The 22,611-nt window shown below is 63.4% G+C and carries 21 protein-coding genes; 4 read left to right on the top strand and 17 right to left on the bottom strand.

The features are described 5' to 3' along the window. Positions 1-12: 12 nt before the first annotated feature. A complete protein-coding gene (locus EV686_RS04570) occupies positions 13-1,485 on the bottom strand; it encodes an aldehyde dehydrogenase (protein WP_377748121.1) in 1,473 nt (490 codons plus the stop codon). Between the two features lie 124 nt (positions 1,486-1,609). Between EV686_RS04570 and EV686_RS04565 the strand changes: the two genes are divergently transcribed. Next, positions 1,610-2,515, top strand: a complete 906-nt coding sequence (locus tag EV686_RS04565; protein WP_132473995.1) for a LysR family transcriptional regulator — start codon at positions 1,610-1,612, stop codon at positions 2,513-2,515. Positions 2,516-2,569: 54 nt separating this feature from the next. Here the strand turns inward: EV686_RS04565 and clpB are convergent, their stop codons facing one another. Continuing rightward, complete coding sequence (gene clpB / locus EV686_RS04560) at positions 2,570-5,155, bottom strand: ATP-dependent chaperone ClpB (RefSeq protein WP_132473993.1); 2,586 nt, start codon at positions 5,153-5,155, stop codon at positions 2,570-2,572. A gap of 94 nt (positions 5,156-5,249) precedes the next feature. Here clpB and EV686_RS04555 point away from each other — a divergent pair, with 94 nt between their 5' ends. Continuing rightward, positions 5,250-6,167 (top strand): LysR family transcriptional regulator, encoded by a 918-nt coding sequence (locus tag EV686_RS04555; RefSeq protein WP_132473991.1) that lies wholly within the window; start codon positions 5,250-5,252, stop codon positions 6,165-6,167. A gap of 496 nt (positions 6,168-6,663) precedes the next feature. Continuing rightward, entirely contained in the window at positions 6,664-7,395 is a 732-nt protein-coding gene (locus EV686_RS04550) for a helix-turn-helix domain-containing protein (protein WP_132474855.1), read from the top strand. Positions 7,396-7,461: 66 nt separating this feature from the next. On the opposite strand, the gene EV686_RS04545 is transcribed toward EV686_RS04550, so the two are convergent. The 15 genes from EV686_RS04545 to cadR form a co-directional block, all read right to left on the bottom strand. Continuing rightward, a complete protein-coding gene (locus tag EV686_RS04545) occupies positions 7,462-7,725 on the bottom strand; it encodes a hypothetical protein (RefSeq protein ID WP_132473989.1) in 264 nt (87 codons plus the stop codon). Positions 7,726-7,752: 27 nt separating this feature from the next. Further along, on the bottom strand, positions 7,753-7,983 hold the full coding sequence (locus EV686_RS04540) for a hypothetical protein (protein ID WP_132474853.1): 231 nt from the start codon (positions 7,981-7,983) through the stop codon (positions 7,753-7,755). Between the two features lie 22 nt (positions 7,984-8,005). Next, positions 8,006-9,529: a cytochrome c oxidase accessory protein CcoG gene (ccoG, locus tag EV686_RS04535; protein ID WP_132473987.1), complete on the bottom strand. Its 1,524-nt coding sequence runs from the start codon at positions 9,527-9,529 to the stop codon at positions 8,006-8,008. Between the two features lie 185 nt (positions 9,530-9,714). Continuing rightward, complete coding sequence (gene ccoP / locus EV686_RS04530) at positions 9,715-10,641, bottom strand: cytochrome-c oxidase, cbb3-type subunit III (RefSeq protein WP_132473985.1); 927 nt, start codon at positions 10,639-10,641, stop codon at positions 9,715-9,717. Continuing rightward, positions 10,634-10,804 carry a cbb3-type cytochrome oxidase subunit 3 gene (locus EV686_RS04525; RefSeq protein WP_207901702.1) on the bottom strand — a complete coding sequence of 57 codons (171 nt, stop codon included), beginning with the start codon at positions 10,802-10,804 and terminating at the stop codon, positions 10,634-10,636. Before EV686_RS04525 ends, ccoP begins: the two co-directional genes overlap by 8 nt. Before the next feature lie 2 nt (positions 10,805-10,806). Then, on the bottom strand, positions 10,807-11,463 hold the full coding sequence (ccoO, locus tag EV686_RS04520) for a cytochrome-c oxidase, cbb3-type subunit II (RefSeq protein ID WP_132473983.1): 657 nt from the start codon (positions 11,461-11,463) through the stop codon (positions 10,807-10,809). 10 nt (positions 11,464-11,473) lie between these two features. After that, the gene (gene ccoN, locus EV686_RS04515) at positions 11,474-12,958 is read right to left on the bottom strand and encodes a cytochrome-c oxidase, cbb3-type subunit I (RefSeq protein ID WP_132473981.1); all 1,485 of its coding nucleotides are present in this window, start codon (positions 12,956-12,958) and stop codon (positions 11,474-11,476) included. Between the two features lie 148 nt (positions 12,959-13,106). After that, on the bottom strand, positions 13,107-13,307 hold the full coding sequence (ccoS, locus tag EV686_RS04510) for a cbb3-type cytochrome oxidase assembly protein CcoS (RefSeq protein WP_132473979.1): 201 nt from the start codon (positions 13,305-13,307) through the stop codon (positions 13,107-13,109). Between the two features lie 34 nt (positions 13,308-13,341). Further along, positions 13,342-14,304, bottom strand: a complete 963-nt coding sequence (locus EV686_RS04505; protein ID WP_132473977.1) for a P-type ATPase actuator domain-containing protein — start codon at positions 14,302-14,304, stop codon at positions 13,342-13,344. Between the two features lie 146 nt (positions 14,305-14,450). Next, the gene (locus EV686_RS04500; protein WP_132473975.1) at positions 14,451-15,740 is read right to left on the bottom strand and encodes an MFS transporter; all 1,290 of its coding nucleotides are present in this window, start codon (positions 15,738-15,740) and stop codon (positions 14,451-14,453) included. 14 nt (positions 15,741-15,754) lie between these two features. After that, positions 15,755-16,327 carry a CDP-diacylglycerol--glycerol-3-phosphate 3-phosphatidyltransferase gene (gene pgsA / locus EV686_RS04495; protein ID WP_132473973.1) on the bottom strand — a complete coding sequence of 191 codons (573 nt, stop codon included), beginning with the start codon at positions 16,325-16,327 and terminating at the stop codon, positions 15,755-15,757. Positions 16,328-16,345: 18 nt separating this feature from the next. Beyond that, positions 16,346-18,169, bottom strand: coding sequence for an excinuclease ABC subunit UvrC (gene uvrC / locus EV686_RS04490; protein WP_132473971.1), 1,824 nt, complete (start codon positions 18,167-18,169; stop codon positions 16,346-16,348). Next, on the bottom strand, positions 18,132-19,196 hold the full coding sequence (nagZ, locus tag EV686_RS04485) for a beta-N-acetylhexosaminidase (RefSeq protein WP_132474849.1): 1,065 nt from the start codon (positions 19,194-19,196) through the stop codon (positions 18,132-18,134). The genes uvrC and nagZ overlap by 38 nt, the downstream gene beginning before the upstream one ends. Positions 19,197-19,228: 32 nt before the next feature. Further along, a complete protein-coding gene (gene acpS, locus EV686_RS04480; RefSeq protein WP_165972527.1) occupies positions 19,229-19,708 on the bottom strand; it encodes a holo-ACP synthase in 480 nt (159 codons plus the stop codon). A 32-nt stretch (positions 19,709-19,740) separates the two neighbouring features. Beyond that, the gene (cadR, locus tag EV686_RS04475; RefSeq protein WP_132473969.1) at positions 19,741-20,172 is read right to left on the bottom strand and encodes a Cd(II)/Pb(II)-responsive transcriptional regulator; all 432 of its coding nucleotides are present in this window, start codon (positions 20,170-20,172) and stop codon (positions 19,741-19,743) included. A 98-nt stretch (positions 20,173-20,270) separates the two neighbouring features. Between cadR and EV686_RS04470 the strand changes: the two genes are divergently transcribed. Then, the gene (locus tag EV686_RS04470) at positions 20,271-22,601 is read left to right on the top strand and encodes a heavy metal translocating P-type ATPase (RefSeq protein ID WP_165972498.1); all 2,331 of its coding nucleotides are present in this window, start codon (positions 20,271-20,273) and stop codon (positions 22,599-22,601) included. Positions 22,602-22,611 lie beyond the last annotated feature (10 nt).

The raw sequence follows: 22,611 nt of genomic DNA, 5'->3' as shown, positions 1-22,611 counted from the left end.
CTTCATTGGGGACTATAGGGACATGCTTTTTTCATGCATGCCAAAAAACACGCTCTTTACCTGGCTGTACAGACGCAGGCCATGCAGGCCTTTTTCACGGCCGATGCCGCTGTCCTTGAAGCCGCCAAAGGGCGTGGCGATATGGGATTGCTTGTAGGTGTTGATCCAGACGGAACCGGCCTCGATCTCGCGGGCGACGCGCCATGCGCGGGCATAGTCGCCAGTCCACATGCCCGCGGCCAATCCGAATACCGTATCGTTGGCCTGCGCCACGACATCGGCTTCATCCTCGAACGGAATGGCTACGAGCACGGGACCGAAGATTTCTTCCTGGGCCGAACGCGAAGCATTGCTCAGGCCATCGACAATGGTCGGCATATAGAACATGCCTTTGTCGAAAGGCTGCTCGCTCGGCATATTGCCTCCGACCAGGATGGAACCGCCTTCGCTGCGGGCCAGGTCAACGCATGCGGCGACCTTGTCGCGATGCGCGGCCGAAACCAGGGGGCCCATCTGGACTTCCGGATCATCGGGCAGGCGTACGCGGATTTCGCGGGTACGCGCCGCCAGATCGTCCAGCACTTTCTTGTAGACCGATTTCTGCACGAACAAGCGCGAGCCCGCCACGCAGCTTTGTCCCGCCGAGCCGAAGATACCCGACATCACGCCCGCCACCGCGCGATCCAGGTCGGCATCCTCGAAGACGATATGGGGCGACTTGCCGCCCAGCTCCAGTCCGACCGGAATCAGGCGCTGTCCGGCGATCGCGCCAATGGCCCGGCCCGTCTCGGTACCTCCGGTGAACGACACCATGCGCACGCCGGGATGCTTGACCAGCGCCGCGCCCACGTCTTCACCATAGCCGGGCAAAGCAATCAGCAGCCCTTCCGGCAGGCCCGCCTCGGTGCAGATGCGTACCAGTTCGAGCGCAAGCTGCGGCGTTTCCTCGGACGGCTTGATGATCACGGCGTTGCCGGCCGCCAGCGCGGGCGCGGCCTTTTGCGCCTCGTTCATGATCGGAGAATTCCAGGGCGTGATGCAGGCGACGACGCCATAAGGCTCGGCCAGCGCCATCGAGAAATATTCGCCGCGCGGCGAGGTCACTTCATTCTGCCAGGTTTCGCAAACCGAAGCGTAGTAGCGGAAATAACTGGCGGCCGAGGTCACCATGTTCATGCATTCTTTGTACGGCTTGCCGCTGTCGAGCATCTGCAAGCGCGCCAGGCTTTCGCGCTCGGCCAGGATCCTGCGGCCGATCTCGAACAGGATCGATGCACGCTGATCGGGGCGCAGCTTGCGCCACGGCTTGTTGCGGAATGCATCCCACGCAACCCGCACCGCAGTATCGACATCTTCGGGCGTCGCGCGCACGACCTGCCCCGCGATGCTGCCATCGGCCGGATTGATGGAGGTAATGACACCTGCATTGCCGCTCGTGTCTCGAACAATGCTGCCGATCAGAAAGGGTTTGACGGTAGTGGCCATGATAGTGGGATGTCTCCGTGAGTTGTCACAAACTCCGGCCATCATGCCCGACCTCATGCATAGACACAATTCGATATTAATTAGCTATTATTAGTCTATAACTAATTATTGAATCTCAGGCTCCATGGCTCTCAATATCAAATACCGGTCCCTCAAGGCTTTCCTGTACGCCGTGGAAACAGGCTCGTTCACCCTGGGAGCCAACCGCCTCGGGGTGACGCAGCCCTCATTCACCGCCTTGATCCAGGACCTGGAGCAAGTGCTCGACCTGAAGCTGTTCGAACGCAGTACGCGCGCCATTGCGCTGACGGCGGCCGGCGTGGAATTGCGCGACCGCATCCAGCGCCCCATCGCCGACCTCGAAGAAGCCTATCGCAGCATGGAAGACCTGGCCGCGGTCCGTCGAGGCCAGGTCGTCGTGGGCGCCCTGCCTTCCGCCTCCCTTGTGCTGGTGCCGCCCACGCTGGCCGCGCTGCGCGGCAGCCATCCGGGATTGGAGCCGAAAATCGTCGAGGCGTACAACGACGAGTTGCTGGACATGCTGCGCACGAATCAAGTGGAATTTGCGATTGCCGCGCAATTGGGCGACATGGCGGACATGATGTTCGAGCCGCTGGTGGACGATACGTTCTGCGTGGTGTTCCCGCCCGGCCATCCCATAGGAGAACACGATTCGGTCTCCTGGAACGACCTGCTCTCATACCAGTTGGTGCTGCTCTCGCCGGGCTCCAGCGCGCGCAGACAGTTCGACCAGGCGCTCGGACTGACGCATGCGCCCAAGCTGCTGCATTACGACATCACGCATATGACGACGGCCGTCGTGCTGGTCAAGCAGGGCCTGGGCATCGCCGTGCTGCCCAAACTGCCGCTGAGCGTCCTGCCAATGGGCAAGCTGCGGTACAAGCCGCTTTCCGACACATCCGCGCAACGGCGCATCGGAATCGTCTATCGCCAGAATCGCCACCTCTCCCCCGCCAGCCGCGCATTCATTTCGCAGGCCAAGCAAATGGCCGCCGCTACAGAAAAATGAGAGCCGGGCAAAACCCGGCTCTCATTACGTACGCAACAGACTAAGGCCTTCGCCTTACTGCAGCGTGCGCTCGAACACGAACTTGCCGTCGCGCCAGTCCACCGGCACCACATCGTTCGGGCCGAAGCGGCCTTCCAGGATAAGGCGCGCCACCGGGTTCTCGATCTGCTGCTGGATGGCGCGCTTGAGCGGCCGCGCCCCGAACACCGGATCGAAACCGGCCTTGGCCAGTTGCGTCAGCGCCATATCGGACACCTCCAGGCGCATCTCCTGCTGCGCCAGGCGCTCGCCCAGGCGCTGCAACTGGATCCTTGCGATGGACTCGATATGCTTCTCGTCCAGCGAGTGGAATACCACCACTTCGTCGATACGGTTCAGGAACTCCGGACGGAAAGAGGTCTTGAGTTCTTCCCACACGACTTCCTTGACCACTTCGTAAGGCTGGCCCGCCATGGTCTGGATATGCTGCGAACCCAGATTGGACGTCATCACGATGACAGTATTGCGGAAATCCACCGTCCGCCCCTGGCCATCGGTCAGGCGGCCATCGTCCAGCACCTGCAGCAGCACGTTGAACACATCGGGGTGCGCCTTCTCGACCTCGTCCAGCAGCACAACGCTGTAGGGCTTGCGCCGCACAGCCTCGGTCAGGTAGCCGCCCTCTTCGTAGCCGACGTAGCCCGGAGGCGCGCCGATCAGCCGTGCCACCGAATGCTTCTCCATGAACTCGCTCATATCGATGCGGATCATGTGCTCGTCGGAATCGAACAGGAAGCCCGCCAGCGCCTTGGTCAGCTCGGTCTTGCCCACGCCGGTCGGCCCCAGGAACAGGAACGAGCCATAGGGCCGGTTCGGATCCGACAGGCCGGCGCGCGAACGCCGCACGGCGTCGGCCACCAGGCTGACCGCCTCGTCCTGGCCCACCACCCGCTGGTGCAGTGCCGATTCCATGCCGAGCAGCTTGGCGCGCTCGCCCTGCATCATCTTCGAGACGGGAATGCCGGTTGCGCGCGACACCACTTCGGCGATTTCTTCCGCGCCGACTTCGGTGCGCAGCAGCTTGGGCCGCTCGCTGGACTGCTGCCCGGCTTCGGCAGCCTTCAGGCGGCCTTCGAGTTCCGGCAGCTTGCCGTATTGCAGCTCGGCCAGCTTGTCGAACTGGCCCTTGCGCTGCAACTCGGCCATTTCGGCACGCGTGCGCTCGATCTCTTCCTTGATCGACTGCGAACCCTGGACCGCCGCTTTTTCGGCCTTCCAGACTTCCTCGTAGTCGTTGTACTCGCGCTGCAGCTTTTCCAGCTCGTCCTCGATGACCTTCAGGCGGCGCTGCGAAGCCTCATCGCTCTCCTTGCGCACGGCCTCGCGCTCGATCTTGAGCTGGATGATGCGGCGATCCAGCCTGTCCATGACTTCGGGCTTGGAGTCGATCTCCATGCGGATGCGCGCCGCAGCCTCGTCGATCAGGTCGATGGCCTTGTCCGGCAGGAAGCGGTCCGTGATGTAGCGGTGCGACAGCTCCGCCGCCGCCACGATGGCCGGATCCGTGATGGCCACGCCGTGGTGCAGCTCATAACGCTCCTGCAAGCCGCGCAGAATGGCGATGGTGGATTCGACGTCGGGCTCGTCCACCAGCACTTTCTGGAAGCGGCGCTCCAGGGCGGCGTCCTTCTCGATGTACTTGCGGTATTCGTCCAGCGTGGTTGCGCCGATGCAGTGCAGCTCGCCACGCGACAGGGCCGGCTTGAGCATATTGCCCGCGTCCATGGCGCCTTCGGCCTTGCCCGCGCCCACCATGGTGTGCAGTTCGTCGATGAAGACGATAGTCTTGCCGTCGTCCTGCGACAGTTCCTTCAGCACGGCCTTCAGGCGCTCTTCGAATTCGCCGCGGAACTTGGCGCCGGCCAGCAAAGCGGCCAGATCCAGTGACAGCACCTTCTTGCCCCTCAGGGTCTCGGGCACCTCGTCGTTCACGATGCGCTGCGCCAGGCCTTCCACGATGGCGGTCTTGCCCACGCCGGGCTCGCCGATGAGGACGGGGTTGTTCTTGGTGCGGCGTTGCAGGATCTGGATGGCGCGGCGGATCTCGTCGTCGCGGCCGATGACGGGATCCAGCTTTCCCTGACGGGCGCGCTCGGTCAGGTCGGTCGTGTATTTGGCCAGGGCTTCGCGGTTGGAGTCGCCTTCCTGGTCGGACACATTGCCGCCGCCGCGCACAGCCTCGATGGCGGCTTCCAGCGCCTTGCGCTGCAGGCCGGCTTCGCGCAGCAGGCGACCGGCCTCGCCCTTGTCGTCCAGCAGGGCCAGCAGGAACAGCTCGCTGGCGATGTAGGAATCGCCGCGCTTGGCGGCCTCCTTGTCGGTGCGCACGAACGCAGCCTGCAGTTCGCGGCTGGCCTGCTGCGAGCCTTCGGCGCCTTGCACCTGCGGCAGCGCGGCAATAGCCGCGTTCACGGCGGGAATCAGCTTGTTGACGGCCGCGCCGGCGCGCGCCAGCAGGCTGCCGGTGCCGCTATCGGCATCGGACAACAGTGCGGCCAGGACATGCAGCGGCTCGATGTAGGGGTTATCATTGCGCCCAGCCAGACTCTGTGCTTCCGCAATCGCCTGCTGGAACCTGGTGGTAAATTTGTCGAATCGCATGATCGTAAGTATCTTTTCAATGAGGGCGGTTCGCCCGGATGAAGGATATATACGGCCATATTCCCCGATTTCAAGGTTGCACGGAAGCCGCGACATGAGCCATTTCAAACAACTGGAAAGCTTCGTTTCCGTCGCCATGCTGGGCAGCCTGTCGGCAGCCGCGCGCGCCGAGGGCGTCGCCCCCGCCATGATAGGCAGGCGCATGGATGCGCTGGAATCCCGGCTGGGCATCAAGCTGCTGACCCGCTCGACGCGCCGCATCGCCCTCACCTCCGAGGGCGAAATCCTGTTCGAAGAGGCCCAGCGCATCCTGCGCGAGCTGAAGGAAACGGAATCCCGTATTTCCCAGGGCAGCGCCGAGGCCAGCGGACACCTGCGCATCAGCGCCCCGGCGGGCTTTGGCCGGCGCCACGTGGCCCCGCTGCTGCCCGAATTCGTTGCGCTGCACCCACAAGTTACAGTCACGCTGGACCTCAGTGACCGCCTGGTCGACCTGATCGAGGAACGCTACGACTGCGCCATCCGCATCGGCGACCTGGCTGACTCGCAAAATATAGGCACCCGGCTGGCCGACAACCGCCGCGTCATCGTCGCCACTCCCGCCTACCTGGAACGCCACGGCCGTCCGCAAACGCCGGACGACCTGCTGCGGCACAACTGCCTGTCATTTGACGGCAGCGGCAACCAGAGCAAGGGCTGGCTGCTGCGCCACAAGGGACGAGTCAGCTCCATCCGCGTCAAGGGCAACCTGGCCTGCAGCGACGGCAGTTCGCTGCATGAATGGACGCTGGCCGGATGCGGGCTGTCGTGGCGGTCTTTGTGGGAGGTGTATGACGACATCCGCGACGGCAGGCTGGTCACGGTATTGGACGAATACGCCGCCCCTCCCAACGGGATTTTCGCGCTGACTCCAGAACGCCGCCACCTGCCCTTGCGCGTCAAGTCGTTCATCGATCTGTTGAAGGAACGCTACAGCGGCTTCACGCACTGGGGCGAAAAGCCTCGTACCTGATCAGGCCAACAGTCCTCGGCCCATCGCCAGCCGAACCGACCTCCCTGCCCGGCTCAACATTTCCACCAGTGTATCGATGGTGAACCTTGCTGTCTTCTTGTCCGACCTCAGTCGCCGGCAGTCGCTCCGTTGCAAGGCGGCTTCCCTGCTCCGGGACAGTCGTAGTCGAGACGCAAACGATTGCATGCAGCGTGTACTTTACTCGCATAACATGCACTATTATTTATTCCAAATTCCTTATAATAGAGGCGTGCACGCCATCGATTTCAAGTATCCTTGACGTACGTCCAACGTGTTTCCACCGCTATCTGGTAGCAGGACAGCCGGTACGGCGCAGTGGAAGAAGGGCCAGGGCTGCGCATTTCCAGCCCAGTTGTTACAAAACGGGAACTATCCTGCCGCATGCGCATGGCAGCCACGCAGCATTCATCAGCAGCTTGTCTGCGCATGTCCGAACGTAAGAGCACCCTTCATGACCGTCCCCCAAAGCTCCAGTATGCAAAAGAAAATACCGATCTCGCCTGAATCAACCCGCTGTTCAACCTGCATGCTGAACGAGCTGTGCCTGCCCGTGGGCATGTCCCACAACGATGTCATCAAGCTGGACGAACTCATCAAGGAACGCATCCGCCTGTCCAAAGGGTCCGCCCTCTTCCATCTGGGCGACCATGCGGAGGCCATCTACGCGATCCGCTCGGGCTCCATCAAGACGCAACTGGAAGACGCGACCGGCCAGGTGCAGATCACAGGCTTCCTGCTGCCCGGGGAGCTCATCGGGATGGACGGCCTTCTGAATTACGAGCAGACTTCGCACGCCATCGCGCTGGAAGACTCGGAGGTCTGTGTCATGCGCCTGGAAGACATGGACCGGCTGTCCATGCACATGCCGTCCCTGCAGCAGCAGTTCCGCAGGTTGATGAGCAAGGAAATCAATCGGTCCCACCGGCTGGTCATGTCCCTGGGTTCGCTGCGCTCCGAGCAGCGCCTGGCGGCATTTCTTCTGAATTTGTCGCACCGCCTGTCCGCGCTGGGCTATTCGTCCACGGACTTCATCCTGCGCATGAGCCGCGAGGAAATCGGCAATTATCTTGGCCTGACCCTGGAAACCGTCAGCCGCCTCTTTTCCCGCTTTGCACGGGAAGGTCTGATACGGATACAGCAGCGCGAAATCAAGCTGCTGGATTATCAGGCGCTGCAGGCCCTGTCCGGCTCGGACTGCGGGGACTGAGCCGCCGCGCTCCCGTCGCAAGGTCCGGGCTGGATGCCGCCGCACATCACGCCGGAAATCCGGCGCTTAGTCGTCTTCGTCGTCGCCGAACAAAGGGCTGCGGTCAGTCTTTGAGGGCTTTCCGATCTGCAGCGTCAGGGCGCTGGATATCGCCGCCATGATCCAGAACAGGAAAAATCCCCCTGCATAGACGACCTGCCGGTCATCCGTCTGAAGATGGCCCAGGAACCGTATGTCCAACGGATCGATGAGAGCGAACACGACAGCCCCGGTCACTCCCGCCATCAGAAAAGACGGCCAAAGCACTCGCATCAGGAAACGACCATTCATAGCCTTAATTCCGCATTGTGACCAGGGTTATTCTACAGATGTCGGGTCCTTGATGGAAGCGTCCGTTTTCACCGGCTCTTTTGTGACAACCAGCCCACGCTTGGTGCCGCCGTCGTTCACGGACTCGAAGCCCGAGCCTTCCAGCGCCAGCACGATGGTAATGGCGCAACCGACGATCGCAACCGCCGGCCCCGCCATCAGGATCCAGGGCCAGGGTTCGCGCCACCAGGGCTTGCCGCCTTCCGCCTGCTCATTCATGGTATTCACCTAAAAATCCTCATTACTGCGGTACGTAGAAACGGGTTTTCTCCAGAACCTTCCGGCCCGGCCCCGAACTCTCGTCCGAATCCACGCGCAGGACGATGTCGTGCAGGCCCGGCTCCAACTCTCCCGCCGGGACGCGCACCACGACGGGCACCAGCGCATTCGATGCGGCCTCCAGGCGGATGCTCTTCTCTTCGCCTTGGGCGGTAGAGATGCTCAGGCCGGGCGCGCCTTCGACACCCAGCGTCAGCGTCACCGGCTCCTCGGCCGCGTTCATCATCTGCAGTCGATAGACGTTTTCGATCAGGCCGCCGGGGATTTCCCTGCCCAGCACGCCCCGATCGCGGATGATGTCCATTCTCAGGGTCGTGCGCGTGGCAAGGGAATACACGAACGCCAGTGCGATCAGGCTGAGCAAGGCAATGTAAACGATGACGCGCGGGCGCAGCATGCGCTTCCTGACCTGGGACTGCGTCATGCGTTCCTCGATCGCCCTGCCGGAGGTATAGCGTATCAGCCCCTTATCGTAGTTCATTTTGTCCATGACCTGGTCGCAGACGTCGACACAGGCCCCGCAGCCGATGCACATGTATTGGAGGCCGTCGCGGATATCGATTCCGGTCGGGCAAACCTGGACGCACAGGCTGCAATCGACGCAGTCGCCAAGGCCTGCCTCTTTGTGGTCGATCTTGCGCGACCGGCCTCCCCTGGGCTCGCCGCGGACGTGGTCGTAGGTCACGACAAACGTATCATGGTCGACCATGACGCTCTGGAAGCGCGCATAGGGGCACATGTATTTGCAGACGGCCTCGCGCAGGAAGCCCGCGTTGCCCCAGGTGGCGACGGCATAGAAAACCATCCAGAACCACTGCCAGGGGCCCAGCGACAGCGTGAAGAGATCCATGCCCAGTTCGCGGATCGGGGCGAAATAGCCGATGAAGGTGGAGCCCGTCCACCAGGCGATCAGAATCCACAGGATGTGCTTGGTGGCCTTGATGCGGACCTTGCGCAGGCTCCATGGCTGCTCGTCGAGCCGGATGCGGGCGACACGATCGCCCTCGACCTTGCGCTCCACCCACATGAATATCTCGGTGTAGACCGTCTGGGGACAGGCGTAGCCGCAGAACAGCCGCCCCGCCATTGCCGTGAACAGAAACAGGGAAAAAGCGGACAGTACCAGCAGGACGGCAAGGTAAATGACGTCCTGCGGCCACATCACCATGCCGAAGAGGTAGAACTTGCGCTCGGCCAGATCGAACAGGACCGCTTGCCTGCCGTTCCAGTTGATCCATGGCAGGCCGTAGAAGATCGCCTGCGTCAGCACGACCAGTATGACACGCCAGCGCGCAAAGATTCCCGTCACGGAGCGCGAATAGATCTTCGAGCGGACATCGGTCAGCGCCTTCTCGACATGCGGAGACGATCCCCTGGGCTTCGTGATTTTTGGCGGTCTCCAGGCTGGGACTTCGGGATTATCCTGCTTTCCGGCGGCTTCTGGCTGCGTCGGCAATGCGTTCGATGGATCTTGCTCGGAACTCATGGCTTCTGGCCCCTGTTTCTGCGAAAAAGACTGGCTGCAGCATTGGCTGCCTGCAGCCGCATGGCGAAATAACCCTTCTGTCGTCAGGAGCATTCGCCAGATTGACAACGGCGATATGCCCATGTGCTGAGGATATCGCCGCTGCAGTCATGCCCTGGGGCGGGCATGTGGAACTCAGTGATGGATTACCTGGATGCCTGCGCCGCGCCGCCCTGGCGCGACAGCCCCCAGACCCATGCGGTCAACAGGCGGATCTGCTCGGGAGTCAGATTGCGCTCTTGCGCCGGCATGACGTTTTCCTTGCCGTTCAGGATGATGTTCACGATGGAGGCTTCGCTGCTGCCGTGCAGCCAGACGTTATCCGTCAGGTTGGGAGCGCCCAGCATGGGATTGCCCTTGCCTTCCGCTCCGTGGCAGGCCACGCAGTAGGTATCAAAGCCGCGCTTGCCGGGAACGACGCGCAGTGCATCGGCGGCCAGGCCGGACAGCGAACGCACATACTGCGCGATATCCGATGCCTCGGACGGGCTGATCGTGCCCTTCCAGGGAGGCATCAGGCCATGGCGGCCCTTGGCGATGCTCTGCTCGATCTGCTCGGGCTCGCCGCCATGCAGCCAGTCGGCGTCGGTCAGGTTGGGGAAGCTGGGGCCCCCGCGGGCATCCGAGCCGTGGCACTGCGCACAGCTGTTCAGGAACAGGCGCTGGCCGATGGCGCGCGCTTCAGCATCCGAGGCGATCTGGTCGATGGGCATCTGCGTATAGCGCTCGTATACCGGACGGATGCGCTCGGCCAGGGCTGCCTGCTCACTGCGGACCTGATCCGCCGAGCTGAAACCCAGCCACCCCTTGTAGGTGCCCAGGCCCGGATACAGCCACAGGTAGGCCAGCGCAAAAGCGCACAGCAGCAGATACATGACCGTCCACCAGCGCGGCACGGGATTGTTGAGCTCGGTAAGGTCGCCGTCCCATACGTGGCCGGTATCTTCCGCCTGCGCGACGGTCTTTTTCAGCCAGGCGCGCTGAGAGAACAGCAGCCATACGCACCAGACGATCCCCCCCAGCGCGATGGCGCTGATGAAGTAGCTCCAGAAAGAACTGACAAAATCACTCATGACTACCCTCTTTTTCAACACGGGGGGATTCATCAGGCAGCGCAAACGGCAGCATGGAAGCCTCACGATTGGCTTCGACACGACCGCGAGAGAACGCCCACCAGACGATGCCACCAAAGGTGAACATCGCAATCAATGTAACAATTCCGTTAAGAAGCGCCATGATCATTTTTCTCCTGCCATATAGCGGGCCGCAGCGTCATGGGATGCGACTCCCAGGCCCTGCAGGTACGCCACGATCGCGTCTTCCTCGGTCTTGCCCTTCAGGGCTTCCGGAGCGGCGGCGATCTGCTCGTCGGTATAGGGCACGCCCAGCTGGCGCAGGACTTCCATGCGGCGCTGTACGTTCGTGCCTTCGACCGTGTTCTTCGCCAGCCAGGGATAGGCGGGCATATTGGACTCGGGTACCACAGCGCGTGGATCGCGCAGGTGGATGCGATGCCATTCGTCGGAGTAGCGCTGGCCGACGCGCGCCAGGTCGGGACCCGTGCGCTTGGAGCCCCACAGGAAGGGGTGGTCGAAGGCCGATTCTCCCGCCAGCGAGTACGGGCCGTAGCGCTGCACCTCGGACTGCAGCATGCGGATCTGCTGCGAGTGGCAGCCGACACAGCCTTCGCGGATGTAGATGTCGCGGCCGATCAGGCGCAGCGAATCGTAGGGCTCCACGCCCTCGACAGCCTGGGTGGTGGAGTGCTGGAAAAACAGCGGCACGATCTGGACCAGGCCGGCGAACGATATAACCAGGATGCTCAGGATGATCAGCAGTCCGGTGTTGCGTTCGATCGTGGCGTGCGAAAAGCGCTTGGATTCGTGATTGCTCATGTTGCTCTCCTTACGCAGTCACGGATGCGGGGCCGACCAGCGAAGGATCGCGTGCGTCAGGGTTGCGAAGCGGAACGGCGGGGTTGACCTTGACCTGGCCCTTGACGGTCAGATATACGTTCCATGCCATGATCAGGATGCCTGCCAGGAAGAGCACGCCGCCCGACAGACGGATGATGTAGAACGGATAGGTCGCCTTGACCCCCTCGACGAAGCTGTAGGTCAGCATGCCGTCGGCGCCGACTGCGCGCCACATCAGGCCCTGCATGACGCCGGCGATCCACATGGAGGCGATATAGAGCACGACGCCCAGCGTGGCCACCCAGAAATGCAGCTCGATCAGGCGCGGCCTTGCCATTTCGACACGGCCGTACAGGCGCGGAATGAGGTAATACAGCGAGCCGAACGTGATCATGGCGACCCAGCCCAGCGCGCCGGAGTGCACGTGGCCCACCGTCCAGTCGGTATAGTGCGACAGGGCGTTCACGGAACGGATCGACATCATGGAGCCCTCGAAGGTCGACATGCCGTAGAACGACAGCGCGGTCACCATGAACTTCAGGATAGGGTCGGTGCGCAGCTTGTGCCATGCGCCCGACAGCGTCATGATGCCGTTGATCATGCCGCCCCAGGAAGGCGCCAGCAGGATCAGCGAGAAGGTCATGCCCAGCGATTGCGTCCAGTCGGGCAGCGACGTGTACAGCAGGTGGTGCGGACCCGCCCACATGTACGTGAACGCCAGCGCCCAGAAGTGGACGATCGACAGGCGATAGGAGTAGATGGGGCGCTCCGCCTGCTTGGGAATGAAGTAGTACATCATGCCCAGGAAGCTGGTGGTCAGGAAGAAGCCCACGGCGTTATGGCCGTACCACCACTGCACCATGGCATCCTGCACGCCGGCATAGGCCGAGTAGGATTTCCACATCGAAACCGGCAGCTCGATGTTATTGAAGATGTGCAGGACGGCGATGGTCAGGATGTAGGAGCCGAAGAACCAGTTGGCCACGTAGATATGGCGCACCCGGCGCTTGACGATGGTGCCGAAGAACACGATGGCGTATGCGACCCAGACCAGCGTGATGAGGATGTCGATGGGCCATTCCAGCTCGGCGTATTCTTTGGTCGTCGTGAAACCCATCGGCAGCGTGATGGCCGCCGCGACGATGACGATTTGCCAGCCCCAGAATGTGAAGGCCGCCAGCTTGTCGCAGAACAGCCTGGCCTGACAGGTGCGCTGGACGACATAATAGGACGTAGCGAACAGTGCGCTGCCGCCGAATGCAAAGATGACTGCATTGGTGTGCAGCGGACGCAGGCGTCCGTAGCTCAGCCAGGGCGTATTGAAATTGAGCTCAGGCCAGATGAGCTGAGCCGCGATCAGTACGCCAACCGCCATGCCGACTATGCCCCAGACCACGGTCATGATGGCGAACTGCCGCACCACCCCGTAGTTGAAGACTTCGGCGTTTTTTCCGACGGTATCGGAAGTGCCCATGAGATTCCCCCAAAAACAAATAATCAGCGATCATAACGCCGCCATAAATTATCCTGCACATCCCTTCCAGCAACCTTGATATGGATCAAGACTGGCAGAAGGGGAATATGCATATCAAAACAACAAAAGCAAAAAAACTACAATCTCATTACGTTCCACCGGGAGGCTGCTTCCCCGAGTCGCCCGGCCAGCCGGAATCGGACTGCCCGGAATCGTCGTCATCCAGGATAGACTCTCCGTGGCGCTGGACATCGTCGAACTGCCCCGAGAAAATGGCCCACCACAAGGCCGCGCCGATGAGCAGGACGAACAGAAAAGACAGCGGCAGCAACAGGCTCATTGCCAGCATGGCCCCTCCTTCCTGGACGGCGGAACGGCGCGCATCAGGCTGCCACCGCCTGCAGGCCGCCTTCTCCGTCCTGGCTGATCAGCTGGCGGTAGAGCCACCAGGCGTTCGCCGCGACCGCCAGCGAGGAAACCAGCATGGATACCGTGGCAAGCCAGGGCTGCACCAGCCCGATGGCAGCCAGCGGGGTCATGAGGAGGTGCCAGGCGATGGAGCCGTACAGGTTCTGGCGCGCCACACGCTGCCCCGCCCTGGCCACGGCCTCGACTTCGGCGTCGGATGGCGACTCCCGGCGCAGCAATGCGGCATCGGATGCGGCAAGCGCCGTGGGCACGGACATGGACATGGCACAGGGACAGCTCATGACGAACAGCGCCACCGTGACCGGGAGGGCATGCGCCGGATCCAGCACATACCATGCCAGGCCCACGGCAACCGCCAGCGCCAGCTGGATCACCACGAACCAGAACGCCACCTTGTTGGCGCTGGCGGACAGCCTTTCGCGCAGGCCGGCCAGCACGGGATGCCTGCCGGCAAGCCCGGATGTCACGCGGGCGCTGTATTCCAGGTACCTTGCCGTCAACAGGAAGGCCACGAACATGCAGACCGACTCGAAGTAGACCTCCCCGTAGCCGATCATGGTGGCGTAGGCGCTGGGCAGGAAAGCCGCCGCGATGCCCAGGGCAACGGGAACGTCCATGCTGACACCACCCTGCAGCATCCGGCGCAGCGCCCCGCCCCAGATGGGCCATGCGCAATAGACCATGACCGGCATGGTCAGGGCGAAGCTGATCCAGTTCATGATGAATACGGCCTGGTCCAGCATCAGCCGGTTGTCCAGATTGGTTTCGTATTCGCGCAGGTAGCCGGGGAAGGCGAACATCATGACCTGCATGGCAGCAAGCCAGGCCAGGCTCAGCCGCGCCAGCATGTGACGGCGCGCAAGCCGCTGCTCGTCCGTACTTGCGGGAGGAAGGGAAAAAATCGAAGGCGCACGCATGGCAGGAACTATAACCGCTGGTCTCAGATCTATATTGATCTGTATCAAATCCAGCAGAAGATAACGGAATAATAGTGCAGATTTGTTCAGTGCGAAGCTAGACGCCGGCCGTCAATGGCCGGCCGTCTTTTAGCTATCGCCGTATTTTACGCCCCCTGGGCCGCAGTTTTCTTTGCCGCGCCGAAGCGCGCCACCATGATGGCAAGCCATGCCGCCAGCGCAAAGGCGATCCCTGCACCATACCACGGACCTTCGCGCAAGCCATGATCCACCATCGCGCCGAACATGATCGGCCCGAGCGAAGACCCCACGTCCATGCCCGAATACACCAGTCCGTACACCGAGCCCGTCGACCCCTTGGGCGTGACTCGCCGTATCAGCATATCCCTCGACGGGGTGGAGACGCCGGAGGCGAATCCCGCCAGCACCAGAAGCAATACGGCAAGCGTGGAATTGGATACGACGCCCATTGCCAGAACCGCCAGCAACGCCCCCGCCAGCACCAGGGAGATCGCCAGCACGAGCTCATTGCGCGCCGATGCGCTCACCAGGAAGCCGCCAGCCAGCATGCCGAGGGCCGACAGTACCATATAGCTCGACAAGGCAGCACTGGCCAGAACTTTTTCCATCCCGTAGGTGCCGGTAAACAGCGGAATCGTGTACTGCTGCACCCCCGACCATGCGGTAGCCGTGCAGGCGAAGAACAGGAATGCGCCCCAGAGCGCGGGCTGGACCATCAGCGTGCGAAGCATGACGCCCACGGGCGCCTGGGGCTCTTTCGCCGGTTTTTCCGGAACACCGCCCTCTTCGGAGCGAAGCGCGCCCAGGGCCTGTCCCGACAAGCGATCCCGGCCGAGCCAGACGGCCGCCATGACAGCCGCAACCAGCAGGCCGGCGCAGATCGTGGCGACGCGCCAGTTGAACAGCAGCGTCAGGGTGGAAATGAAGACGGGCGACAGCGCCCACCCCAGGTTGCCCGTCAATCCGTGCGCGCTGAAGGCATGTCCCAGGCGCGGTTTGCTGACGCGATGGTTCAGGATGGAATAATCCACCGGATGGAATACCGAGTTGCCGACGCCTCCCAGCGCCGCGGCCAGCAGCAACACGGTATACCCGGGCGCCAGGCCGATCATGACGGCAGCGACGATAAGGCAGCCCAGCCCGAACAGCAGCACGGGAACCGGCCCGATGCGGTCCACCACGAACCCGGAACTGGCCTGCCCCATGCAGGACACCAGGAAGAAGACGGACGTCAGGAACCCCAACTGGACGAAATCGAACCCGAATTCCGCTGACAACGACAGGAACAGGGTAGGCAGCAGCAACTGGAAGAAATGGGAACAGGCGTGCGCCGAGCCGACCAGGCCGATGATCTGCCAATCGTTGCGCTTGATCATGCAGACGTCGCCCGCATCGGAAAATGTGAGTTCTGACATCGTTTTCGTTTCGCTCAGCTGGAGCGGGCCTGTATTTCAGGCCATGCCTTCTTCAGATAATAGAACATGGACCAGACGGTAAGCACTGCCGCTATCACGAGCAGCACGCTGCCGATCGCCGCGATCGGCAAGCCGTACGCCGGCTGCCAGTACAGCAGGCAGGGAATAGAGATCATTTGCGCCGCCGTCTTGAATTTGCCCAGCCAGTTCACGGCGACGCTGCCGCTAGCGCCGATTTTTGCCATCCATTCGCGCAGCGCGGAAATGGTGATTTCCCTGCCGATGATGATGAGCGCGATGAAGGAGTCGACTCGCCCCAGGTCCAGCAGCACCAGCAGCGCGGCGCAAACCATCAGCTTGTCGGCCACGGGATCGAGGAAGGCGCCGAACGAGGATGTCTGTTTCCAGCGGCGCGCCAGCCAGCCGTCGAGCCAGTCGGTCAGGGCGGCGACGATGAAGGCGAACGCGGCGATGCAATCGCGCGTCGGTGTTTCCAGCCAGCCGGAAGGCAGATAGAAAAGCCCGACGACGAGCGGGATCATGGCGATGCGCAGCCATGTCAATACGATAGGGACATTCAGTGGCATAAGCGAGATACTACCCTACTATCGCAGGGCGAAGTAGATGCGCTCCGCCAAAGCCGCGGAAATCCCCTCGACCGAACGCAGATCGTCGATGCTGGCATCGACCACGCCGGAAAACCCGCCGAACCTGGCCAGCAGCCTCTGCCGCCGCCTGGCGCCGACACCCTCGATCTCTTCCAGGCGCGATACCGTGCGCGCCTTGGCCCGTTTCGCCCGCATGCCGGTGATGGCGAAACGGTGCGCTTCGTCGCGTATCTGCGCAATCAGCATCAGGGCGGCGGACTCCACGCCCAGCGCCACGGGCTCGCGGCCATCGGCGAACACCAGCGTCTCCAGGCCGACCTTGCGCCCCTCGCCCTTGGCTACGCCCACCAGCACGCGCAGGTCCAGTCCAAGCTCGGCGAACACCTGCCGCGCCACTTCCACCTGCCCCTTGCCGCCGTCGATCAACACCAGCGACGGCATGGGCGCCTGCCCATCGGCCACGCGGGCGAAACGGCGCGACAGCGCCTGCCGCATGGCGGCATAATCGTCGCCGGGCGTGATGCCCACGATATTGAAGCGCCGGTACAGCGACGGCTGCATGTCGTGATGCTGGTACACCACGCAGGACGCCTGCGTAGCCTCGCCCGCCGTGTGGCTGATGTCGAAGCACTCGACGTGCATGGCGTCCAGAGCCGCCTCGTCGGTATCCATGTCCAGCACCTGGGCCAGCGCCAGCGTGCGCTCAGCCTTCTGGCTGGATTCCGACAGCAGGCGGGTCAATGCCAGTTCGGCATTGCGCAGCGCCTGTTCCAGCCAGGCCTTGCGCGCGCCCTGCGGCCGGGTCAGTACTCGCACGCCATGGCCGCTGCGCTCCGCCAGCAAATCCGCCAGCCCCTTGTCGGCCAGCGCATGGGAACAGACCAGGACCGGCGGCACCACGCTGTCCATATAGTGCTGCGCCACGAACGCCGACAGGATGTCGCCCGGCTCGTCGCCCTCCACCTGCGAGGGGAAGAACGGCTTGTCGCCCAGGTGGCGTCCGCCGCGCACCATGGCCAGATTGACGCAGACGCGCCCGCCGGCCGAGGCCAGCACGATTACGTCGGCATCGTCATTGCCCGCTTGCTCCATGCTCTGCTGCTGCAGGACGCGCGACAGCGCTCCCATCTGGTCGCGCAGCGCCGCGGCCTGCTCGAACTCCAGCGCCTCGGATGCCTTGAGCATGCGCTGCTCGATATCGCGCAGCACTTCATCGGCGCGGCCGTCCAGGAAGCGCACGGCGCGCTCCACGTCCGAGCGGTATGCTTCCAGGGAGATCAGCTCCACGCAAGGCGCGGAGCAGCGCCCGATCTGGTGCAGCAGACAGGGGCGCGACCGATGGGAGTAGACGCTGTCCTCGCAGGTGCGCAGCCGGAACACGCGCTGCAGGATCTGTATGGTTTCGCGCACAGCCCAGGCATTGGGAAACGGCCCGAAGAAATGCCCCTTGCCGCGCGTGCTGCCCCGGTAATAGGCGATGCGCGGCGCTTCGTGCCCGCTGATCATCAGGTAGGGGTACGATTTGTCGTCCCGGAACAGGATGTTGTAGCGCGGACGCAGCCTCTTGATGAGGTTGTTTTCCAGCAGCAGCGCTTCGGTCTCCGAGGACGTTACTGTGACCTCGACGCGCGCCACCCGCGCCACCATGTGGGCGATGCGCGGGCTGGACGGCGTGCCGCGAAAATAGGACGACACCCGTTTCTTCAGGTCGCGTGCCTTGCCGACGTACAGCACGGTGTCCTCGGCATCGATATGCCGATAGACGCCCGGCAGGTTCGGCAGGTCAGCCAGGAACGATTTCAGATTGAAGCTTTCTGGCATAGACGTAGCGTGTATCGGCCTGGAGCTGGCTCCAGGTGGGAGAGGACAATGCGGGACGCAAGCGGCGCAGGCGCTCGATGGACCGCCTGGGCATGCGGAACGACAGGCGTTGCAGCAGTTCGTCGGCCAGGTCCGGGCGGTTGCATACCAGCGCCATGTCGCAGCCCGCGCCGAGCGCGGCCTGGGCGCGGGCCAGGATGTCGCCCGCGACCGTCGCGCCCTCCATGGTCAGGTCGTCGGAGAAAATCACTCCGTCGTAGGCCAGCTGTCCGCGCAGGATGTCCTGCAGCCAGCGGCGGGAGAAGCCGGCCGGACGGGAGTCCACCTTGGGATAGATGACGTGCGCCGGCATGACGGAAGGCAGCACCATGTCGCCCAGCCAGTGGTATGGCTGTGCGTCTTCGTTCAGGATCTCGTCCAGTTCGCGCTCGTCCACGGGAATCTCATGATGGGAATCCGCCTGCACCGCGCCGTGTCCGGGGAAGTGCTTGCCGCAGGCGCCCATGCCGGCCTGGGACAGGCCCTGGATCAGCGCGCGCGCCAGCATGGCCACGACGCGCGGATCGCGGTGAAAGGACCGGTTGCCGATGACGCCGCTGACTCCGTAATCCAGGTCCAGCACAGGCGTGAAGCTGAAATCCACGCCGCAGGCGCGCAGCTCCGCGCCCAGCACATAACCCGCCTCGGTCGCCAGGCGCATGGCCCGGAGAGGATCGCGCATCCACAGTTCGCCCAGTTGCCCCATGGCCGGAATCGGCGTGAAACCGTCGGTGCGGAAACGCTGCACCCTGCCGCCCTCGTGGTCCACGGCGATCAGCAGCGGCTCGTCGCGCGCGGCGTGGATGCTGCGGCACAAGGCCGTCAATTGCTTCCTGTCGGAGAAATTACGGGCGAACAGGATGACGCCGCCCACCAGGGGATGCCGCAGCCTGCGGCGCTCCGCCGCCGTCAGGCGGGTTCCCGCCACATCGACCATGATGGGGCCCGGCGGCAGCGCAGCCAACCGTCCCGATGTCTTCGCCGCCATGCCGGCTTGCGTATCACTGCCCCGCTTTATGCTCATGCCTGTTGTTCCTTGGGTGATTCGATATCGTCCGTGCGCGTCTGCACGACGACGAACGCCGCGACTGTATCACTTTCATCGGTGACCGACACATGGGCCGTGCCGAATCTCTCCCCATACCAGCCTGCCAGCGGCTCGGACAGCACCACATGCGGCTTTCCGCCAGGCGCGTTGAGCGTCTGCATGCGGCGCCAGTCCATGGGGCTGCGCATGCCCAGGCCGATCGCCTTGGAAAACGCCTCCTTGGCCGCGAAGCGGGTCGCCAGGTAGCGCAAGCCGCGCTGGGGATCCCTGGCGCGGCGACGCTCGAACACCACCAGTTCTTCCGGCCCCAGGATGCGCGACGCGAAGCGCAGGCCGCGTTTCTCGTAGGCGGCGCGTATGCGATGCAGGTAGATCAGGTCCAACCCGATGCCTGCAACACCCGGCAGGCCGGACATGGCCTGGGCCGCCTGGCGGATGGCGCTGTCGGGCATGTCCGCCGCGCCCTGCACGATTGCATCCATGCTTACAGTCCCCTTCCAGATGTCGGTTCCTGCCGGAATACAGGCGCGTTCGCCAATTCCGCCAGAATGCCGCAATGCTGGGCCTCGTCCGGATGCGGACAGCGGCTGCGCAGGTCGCGCAGATAGGTTTCCAGCTGACGCAGTTCTTCCATGCGGCGCACCACATGCTCGATATGTTCGTCCAGCAACTGGTTCGCCGTGGCGCAGCTGGCCTGCGGCGTATCCATTACGCTCAGCAGCACGGTAATTTCTTCCAGCGTCATGTCCAGGCTGCGGCAATGGCGAATGAAGGCCAGCCGCTCGGCATGCGTATCGGAATAATGACGGTAATTATTGGCATGCCGCTCGGGCTCGGGCAGCAGGCCTTTCTGCTCGTAGTAGCGGATGGTTTCGACCGGTACGCCGGTGCGGCGCTGCAATTCTCCGATCTTCATGGCGACAAGCCTCCTGGCAATGGCGTTTTTACACATCATACCCGCTTGACCCTAAAGCTGCTACAGGGTTTTAAATGGAGGCACTATAGGAGAAACGCATGAATCCGCACTCCCCTCAGCACCATGCAAGCGAAAACACGCACAGCCATGGCCACCAGGATCACCGTCACACAGCAGGTTCCTGCTGCCAGGCGGAGCAAGCCCGTGGCAATAACGATCAATGCCGGACGGCGTGCAGCCATAGCGATGCGCACGAGCATGCCGCTCCCGCGCCGACGCCCGTCGTGCCGGGCGCGGTTGCATTCCACATTCCCGCCATGGACTGCGCTTCCGAAGAAAGCCAGATCCGCGAAGTGCTGGCTCCCGTGGGCGGCATCGAGCGCCTGACATTTTCCCTGGGCAGCCGCACGCTGTTCCTGCACGCGGCGGAAGGCGCCATTGCACAGGCGCGCCAGGCCATCGAAACCCTGGGGTTCCAGGTCCACGTCCAGGACGACGCCACGGCGCAGCAAAGCGGCCGGCGGCGCGCGCGCTGGATGGCGATACGCATGGGCGCGGCGCTCGCGCTGGCCCTAGTCGCCGAACTGATCGCTTCCGGCACCTCGCACGGCGCGGCTCCTGGCAGCCAAGCCTGGAACATCGCCGGCATGGCACTGGCCGGCATGGCCATCCTGCTGGCCGGATTCTCCACCTATATCAAAGGCTTGCACGCCCTGCGCAATCTGCGCCTGAACATCAGCGCCCTGATGACGGTCGCCGTCACAGGCGCCTTCCTGATCGGCCAATGGCCCGAGGCGGCAATGGTCATGGCGCTGTACGCCATCGCCGAGCTGATCGAGGCTCGCGCCGTGGATCGCGCCCGCAACGCCGTCAAGCAGTTGCTGGACCTGGCTCCCGTCTCGGCGGACGTCCTGCAGGCCGACGGCGGCTGGAAAAGCCTGACGGTGGAGAAAATCGCCGTGGGCGAGAGAATCCGCATCCGTCCCGGTGCACGGGTCGCGCTGGACGGCGTGATCGAAGACGGGCAGACCGCCATCGATCAGTCCTCCGTCACCGGCGAGAGCCTGCCGGTGGAGAAGCAGCCAGGCGACCATGTCTTTGCCGGCACCATCAACCAGAGCGGGCTGATCATCGTCCGCACGACGGCCCTGGCCAGCGACAGCACGCTGGCGCGCATCGTGCGCGAGGTGGAAACCGCGCAAAGCCGGCGCGCGCCCACGCAACAGTTCGTCGACAAGTTCGCTGCCGTCTACACGCCGCTGGTCTTCCTTCTTGCCATCGCCTCGACGGCATGGATGCGCCTGGTTTCGGGAGCGGACCTGCTCGACGCGATCTATACGGGACTGGTGCTGCTGGTCATCGCCTGCCCTTGCGCCCTGGTCATCGCCACGCCCGTAACCATCGTCAGCGGACTGACAGCCGCCGCCCGGCGCGGTATCCTGATCAAGGGCGGCGTCTACCTGGAAAACGCCCACCGGCTGCGCGCCGTCGCCCTGGACAAGACCGGCACCATCACCGAGGGCAAGCCTGGCCTGCTGGCCGTGGAGCAGGTCGCCGCCGAAATCCCACGCTCAACCGTGCTGCACTGGGCGCGCGGCCTGAGCGCTGCATCGGACCACCCGGTATCGCAGGCCATCGCGGCCGGGCTGGCAGCCGAGGCAAAAGCCGCCGCCGTCCAGGACTTCAAGGCGCTGTCGGGCCGTGGAGTACAGGCGGCCATCGACGGCAAGACGCTGTTTCTCGGCAATCACAGGCTGATCGAAGAGCTCGGCGTCTGCAATGATCAGGTCGAGGCCCTGCTGAGTACACACGAGCGGCAGGGGCGCACCGTCACGATGCTGGCCGACGAGACCGCCGTGCTTGCCGTTTTCGCCGTGGCCGACGCCATCAAGCCATCGTCGCGCGAGGCAATAGCCGCCATGCATGCGCAGGACATCCGCATCGTCATGCTGACCGGCGACAATCAGGCGACGGCCGACGCCATCGCCGCCCAGGCCGGCCTGGACACCGCCGTGGGCGAACTGCTGCCGGAAGACAAGCTGGCACGCGTCCGCGAACTGCAGCAGCAATATGGATCGACGGGCATGACGGGCGACGGCATCAACGATGCGCCGGCGCTGGCTCAGGCGGACATCGGCTTTGCCATGGGCAAGGCAGGCACCGGCATCGCCGTGGAAACCGCCGACATCGTCCTGATGACGGACGACCTGCGTCGCATCCCGGAGACCATCGATCTGTCCCGGCGCGCGCGCCGCATCCTTATCCAGAACATCGGCCTGGCGCTGGGGATCAAGCTGATATTCATGGTGCTGGCGCTGACCGGCAACGCCACCATGTGGATGGCAGTCTTCGCCGACATGGGCGCCAGCCTGCTGGTGGTATTCAATGGCCTGAGGCTGCTGTCGGGAGCGCAAGGCAAGGCAGGATGAGCGGAACGTC

Source organism: Paracandidimonas soli (assembly GCF_004342005.1).
GTDB lineage: Bacteria > Pseudomonadota > Gammaproteobacteria > Burkholderiales > Burkholderiaceae_B > Paracandidimonas > Paracandidimonas soli.
Note: the sequence above shows the minus strand (reverse complement) of the source record. Positions and strands in the feature narration are given on the sequence as shown.

Coding starts and splice junctions, on each gene's coding strand:
- EV686_RS04570 (WP_377748121.1), bottom strand. CDS start 1,485: ATGGCCACTACCGTCAAACCCTTTCTGATCGGCAGCATTGTTCGAGAC.
- EV686_RS04565 (WP_132473995.1), top strand. CDS start 1,610: ATGGCTCTCAATATCAAATACCGGTCCCTCAAGGCTTTCCTGTACGCC.
- clpB (WP_132473993.1), bottom strand. CDS start 5,155: ATGCGATTCGACAAATTTACCACCAGGTTCCAGCAGGCGATTGCGGAA.
- EV686_RS04555 (WP_132473991.1), top strand. CDS start 5,250: ATGAGCCATTTCAAACAACTGGAAAGCTTCGTTTCCGTCGCCATGCTG.
- EV686_RS04550 (WP_132474855.1), top strand. CDS start 6,664: ATGCAAAAGAAAATACCGATCTCGCCTGAATCAACCCGCTGTTCAACC.
- EV686_RS04545 (WP_132473989.1), bottom strand. CDS start 7,725: ATGAATGGTCGTTTCCTGATGCGAGTGCTTTGGCCGTCTTTTCTGATG.
- EV686_RS04540 (WP_132474853.1), bottom strand. CDS start 7,983: ATGAATGAGCAGGCGGAAGGCGGCAAGCCCTGGTGGCGCGAACCCTGG.
- ccoG (WP_132473987.1), bottom strand. CDS start 9,529: ATGAGTTCCGAGCAAGATCCATCGAACGCATTGCCGACGCAGCCAGAA.
- ccoP (WP_132473985.1), bottom strand. CDS start 10,641: ATGAGTGATTTTGTCAGTTCTTTCTGGAGCTACTTCATCAGCGCCATC.
- EV686_RS04525 (WP_207901702.1), bottom strand. CDS start 10,804: ATGGCGCTTCTTAACGGAATTGTTACATTGATTGCGATGTTCACCTTT.
- ccoO (WP_132473983.1), bottom strand. CDS start 11,463: ATGAGCAATCACGAATCCAAGCGCTTTTCGCACGCCACGATCGAACGC.
- ccoN (WP_132473981.1), bottom strand. CDS start 12,958: ATGGGCACTTCCGATACCGTCGGAAAAAACGCCGAAGTCTTCAACTAC.
- ccoS (WP_132473979.1), bottom strand. CDS start 13,307: ATGCTGGCAATGAGCCTGTTGCTGCCGCTGTCTTTTCTGTTCGTCCTG.
- EV686_RS04505 (WP_132473977.1), bottom strand. CDS start 14,304: ATGCGTGCGCCTTCGATTTTTTCCCTTCCTCCCGCAAGTACGGACGAG.
- EV686_RS04500 (WP_132473975.1), bottom strand. CDS start 15,740: ATGTCAGAACTCACATTTTCCGATGCGGGCGACGTCTGCATGATCAAG.
- pgsA (WP_132473973.1), bottom strand. CDS start 16,327: ATGCCACTGAATGTCCCTATCGTATTGACATGGCTGCGCATCGCCATG.
- uvrC (WP_132473971.1), bottom strand. CDS start 18,169: ATGCCAGAAAGCTTCAATCTGAAATCGTTCCTGGCTGACCTGCCGAAC.
- nagZ (WP_132474849.1), bottom strand. CDS start 19,196: ATGGCGGCGAAGACATCGGGACGGTTGGCTGCGCTGCCGCCGGGCCCC.
- acpS (WP_165972527.1), bottom strand. CDS start 19,708: ATGCCCGACAGCGCCATCCGCCAGGCGGCCCAGGCCATGTCCGGCCTG.
- cadR (WP_132473969.1), bottom strand. CDS start 20,172: ATGAAGATCGGAGAATTGCAGCGCCGCACCGGCGTACCGGTCGAAACC.
- EV686_RS04470 (WP_165972498.1), top strand. CDS start 20,271: ATGAATCCGCACTCCCCTCAGCACCATGCAAGCGAAAACACGCACAGC.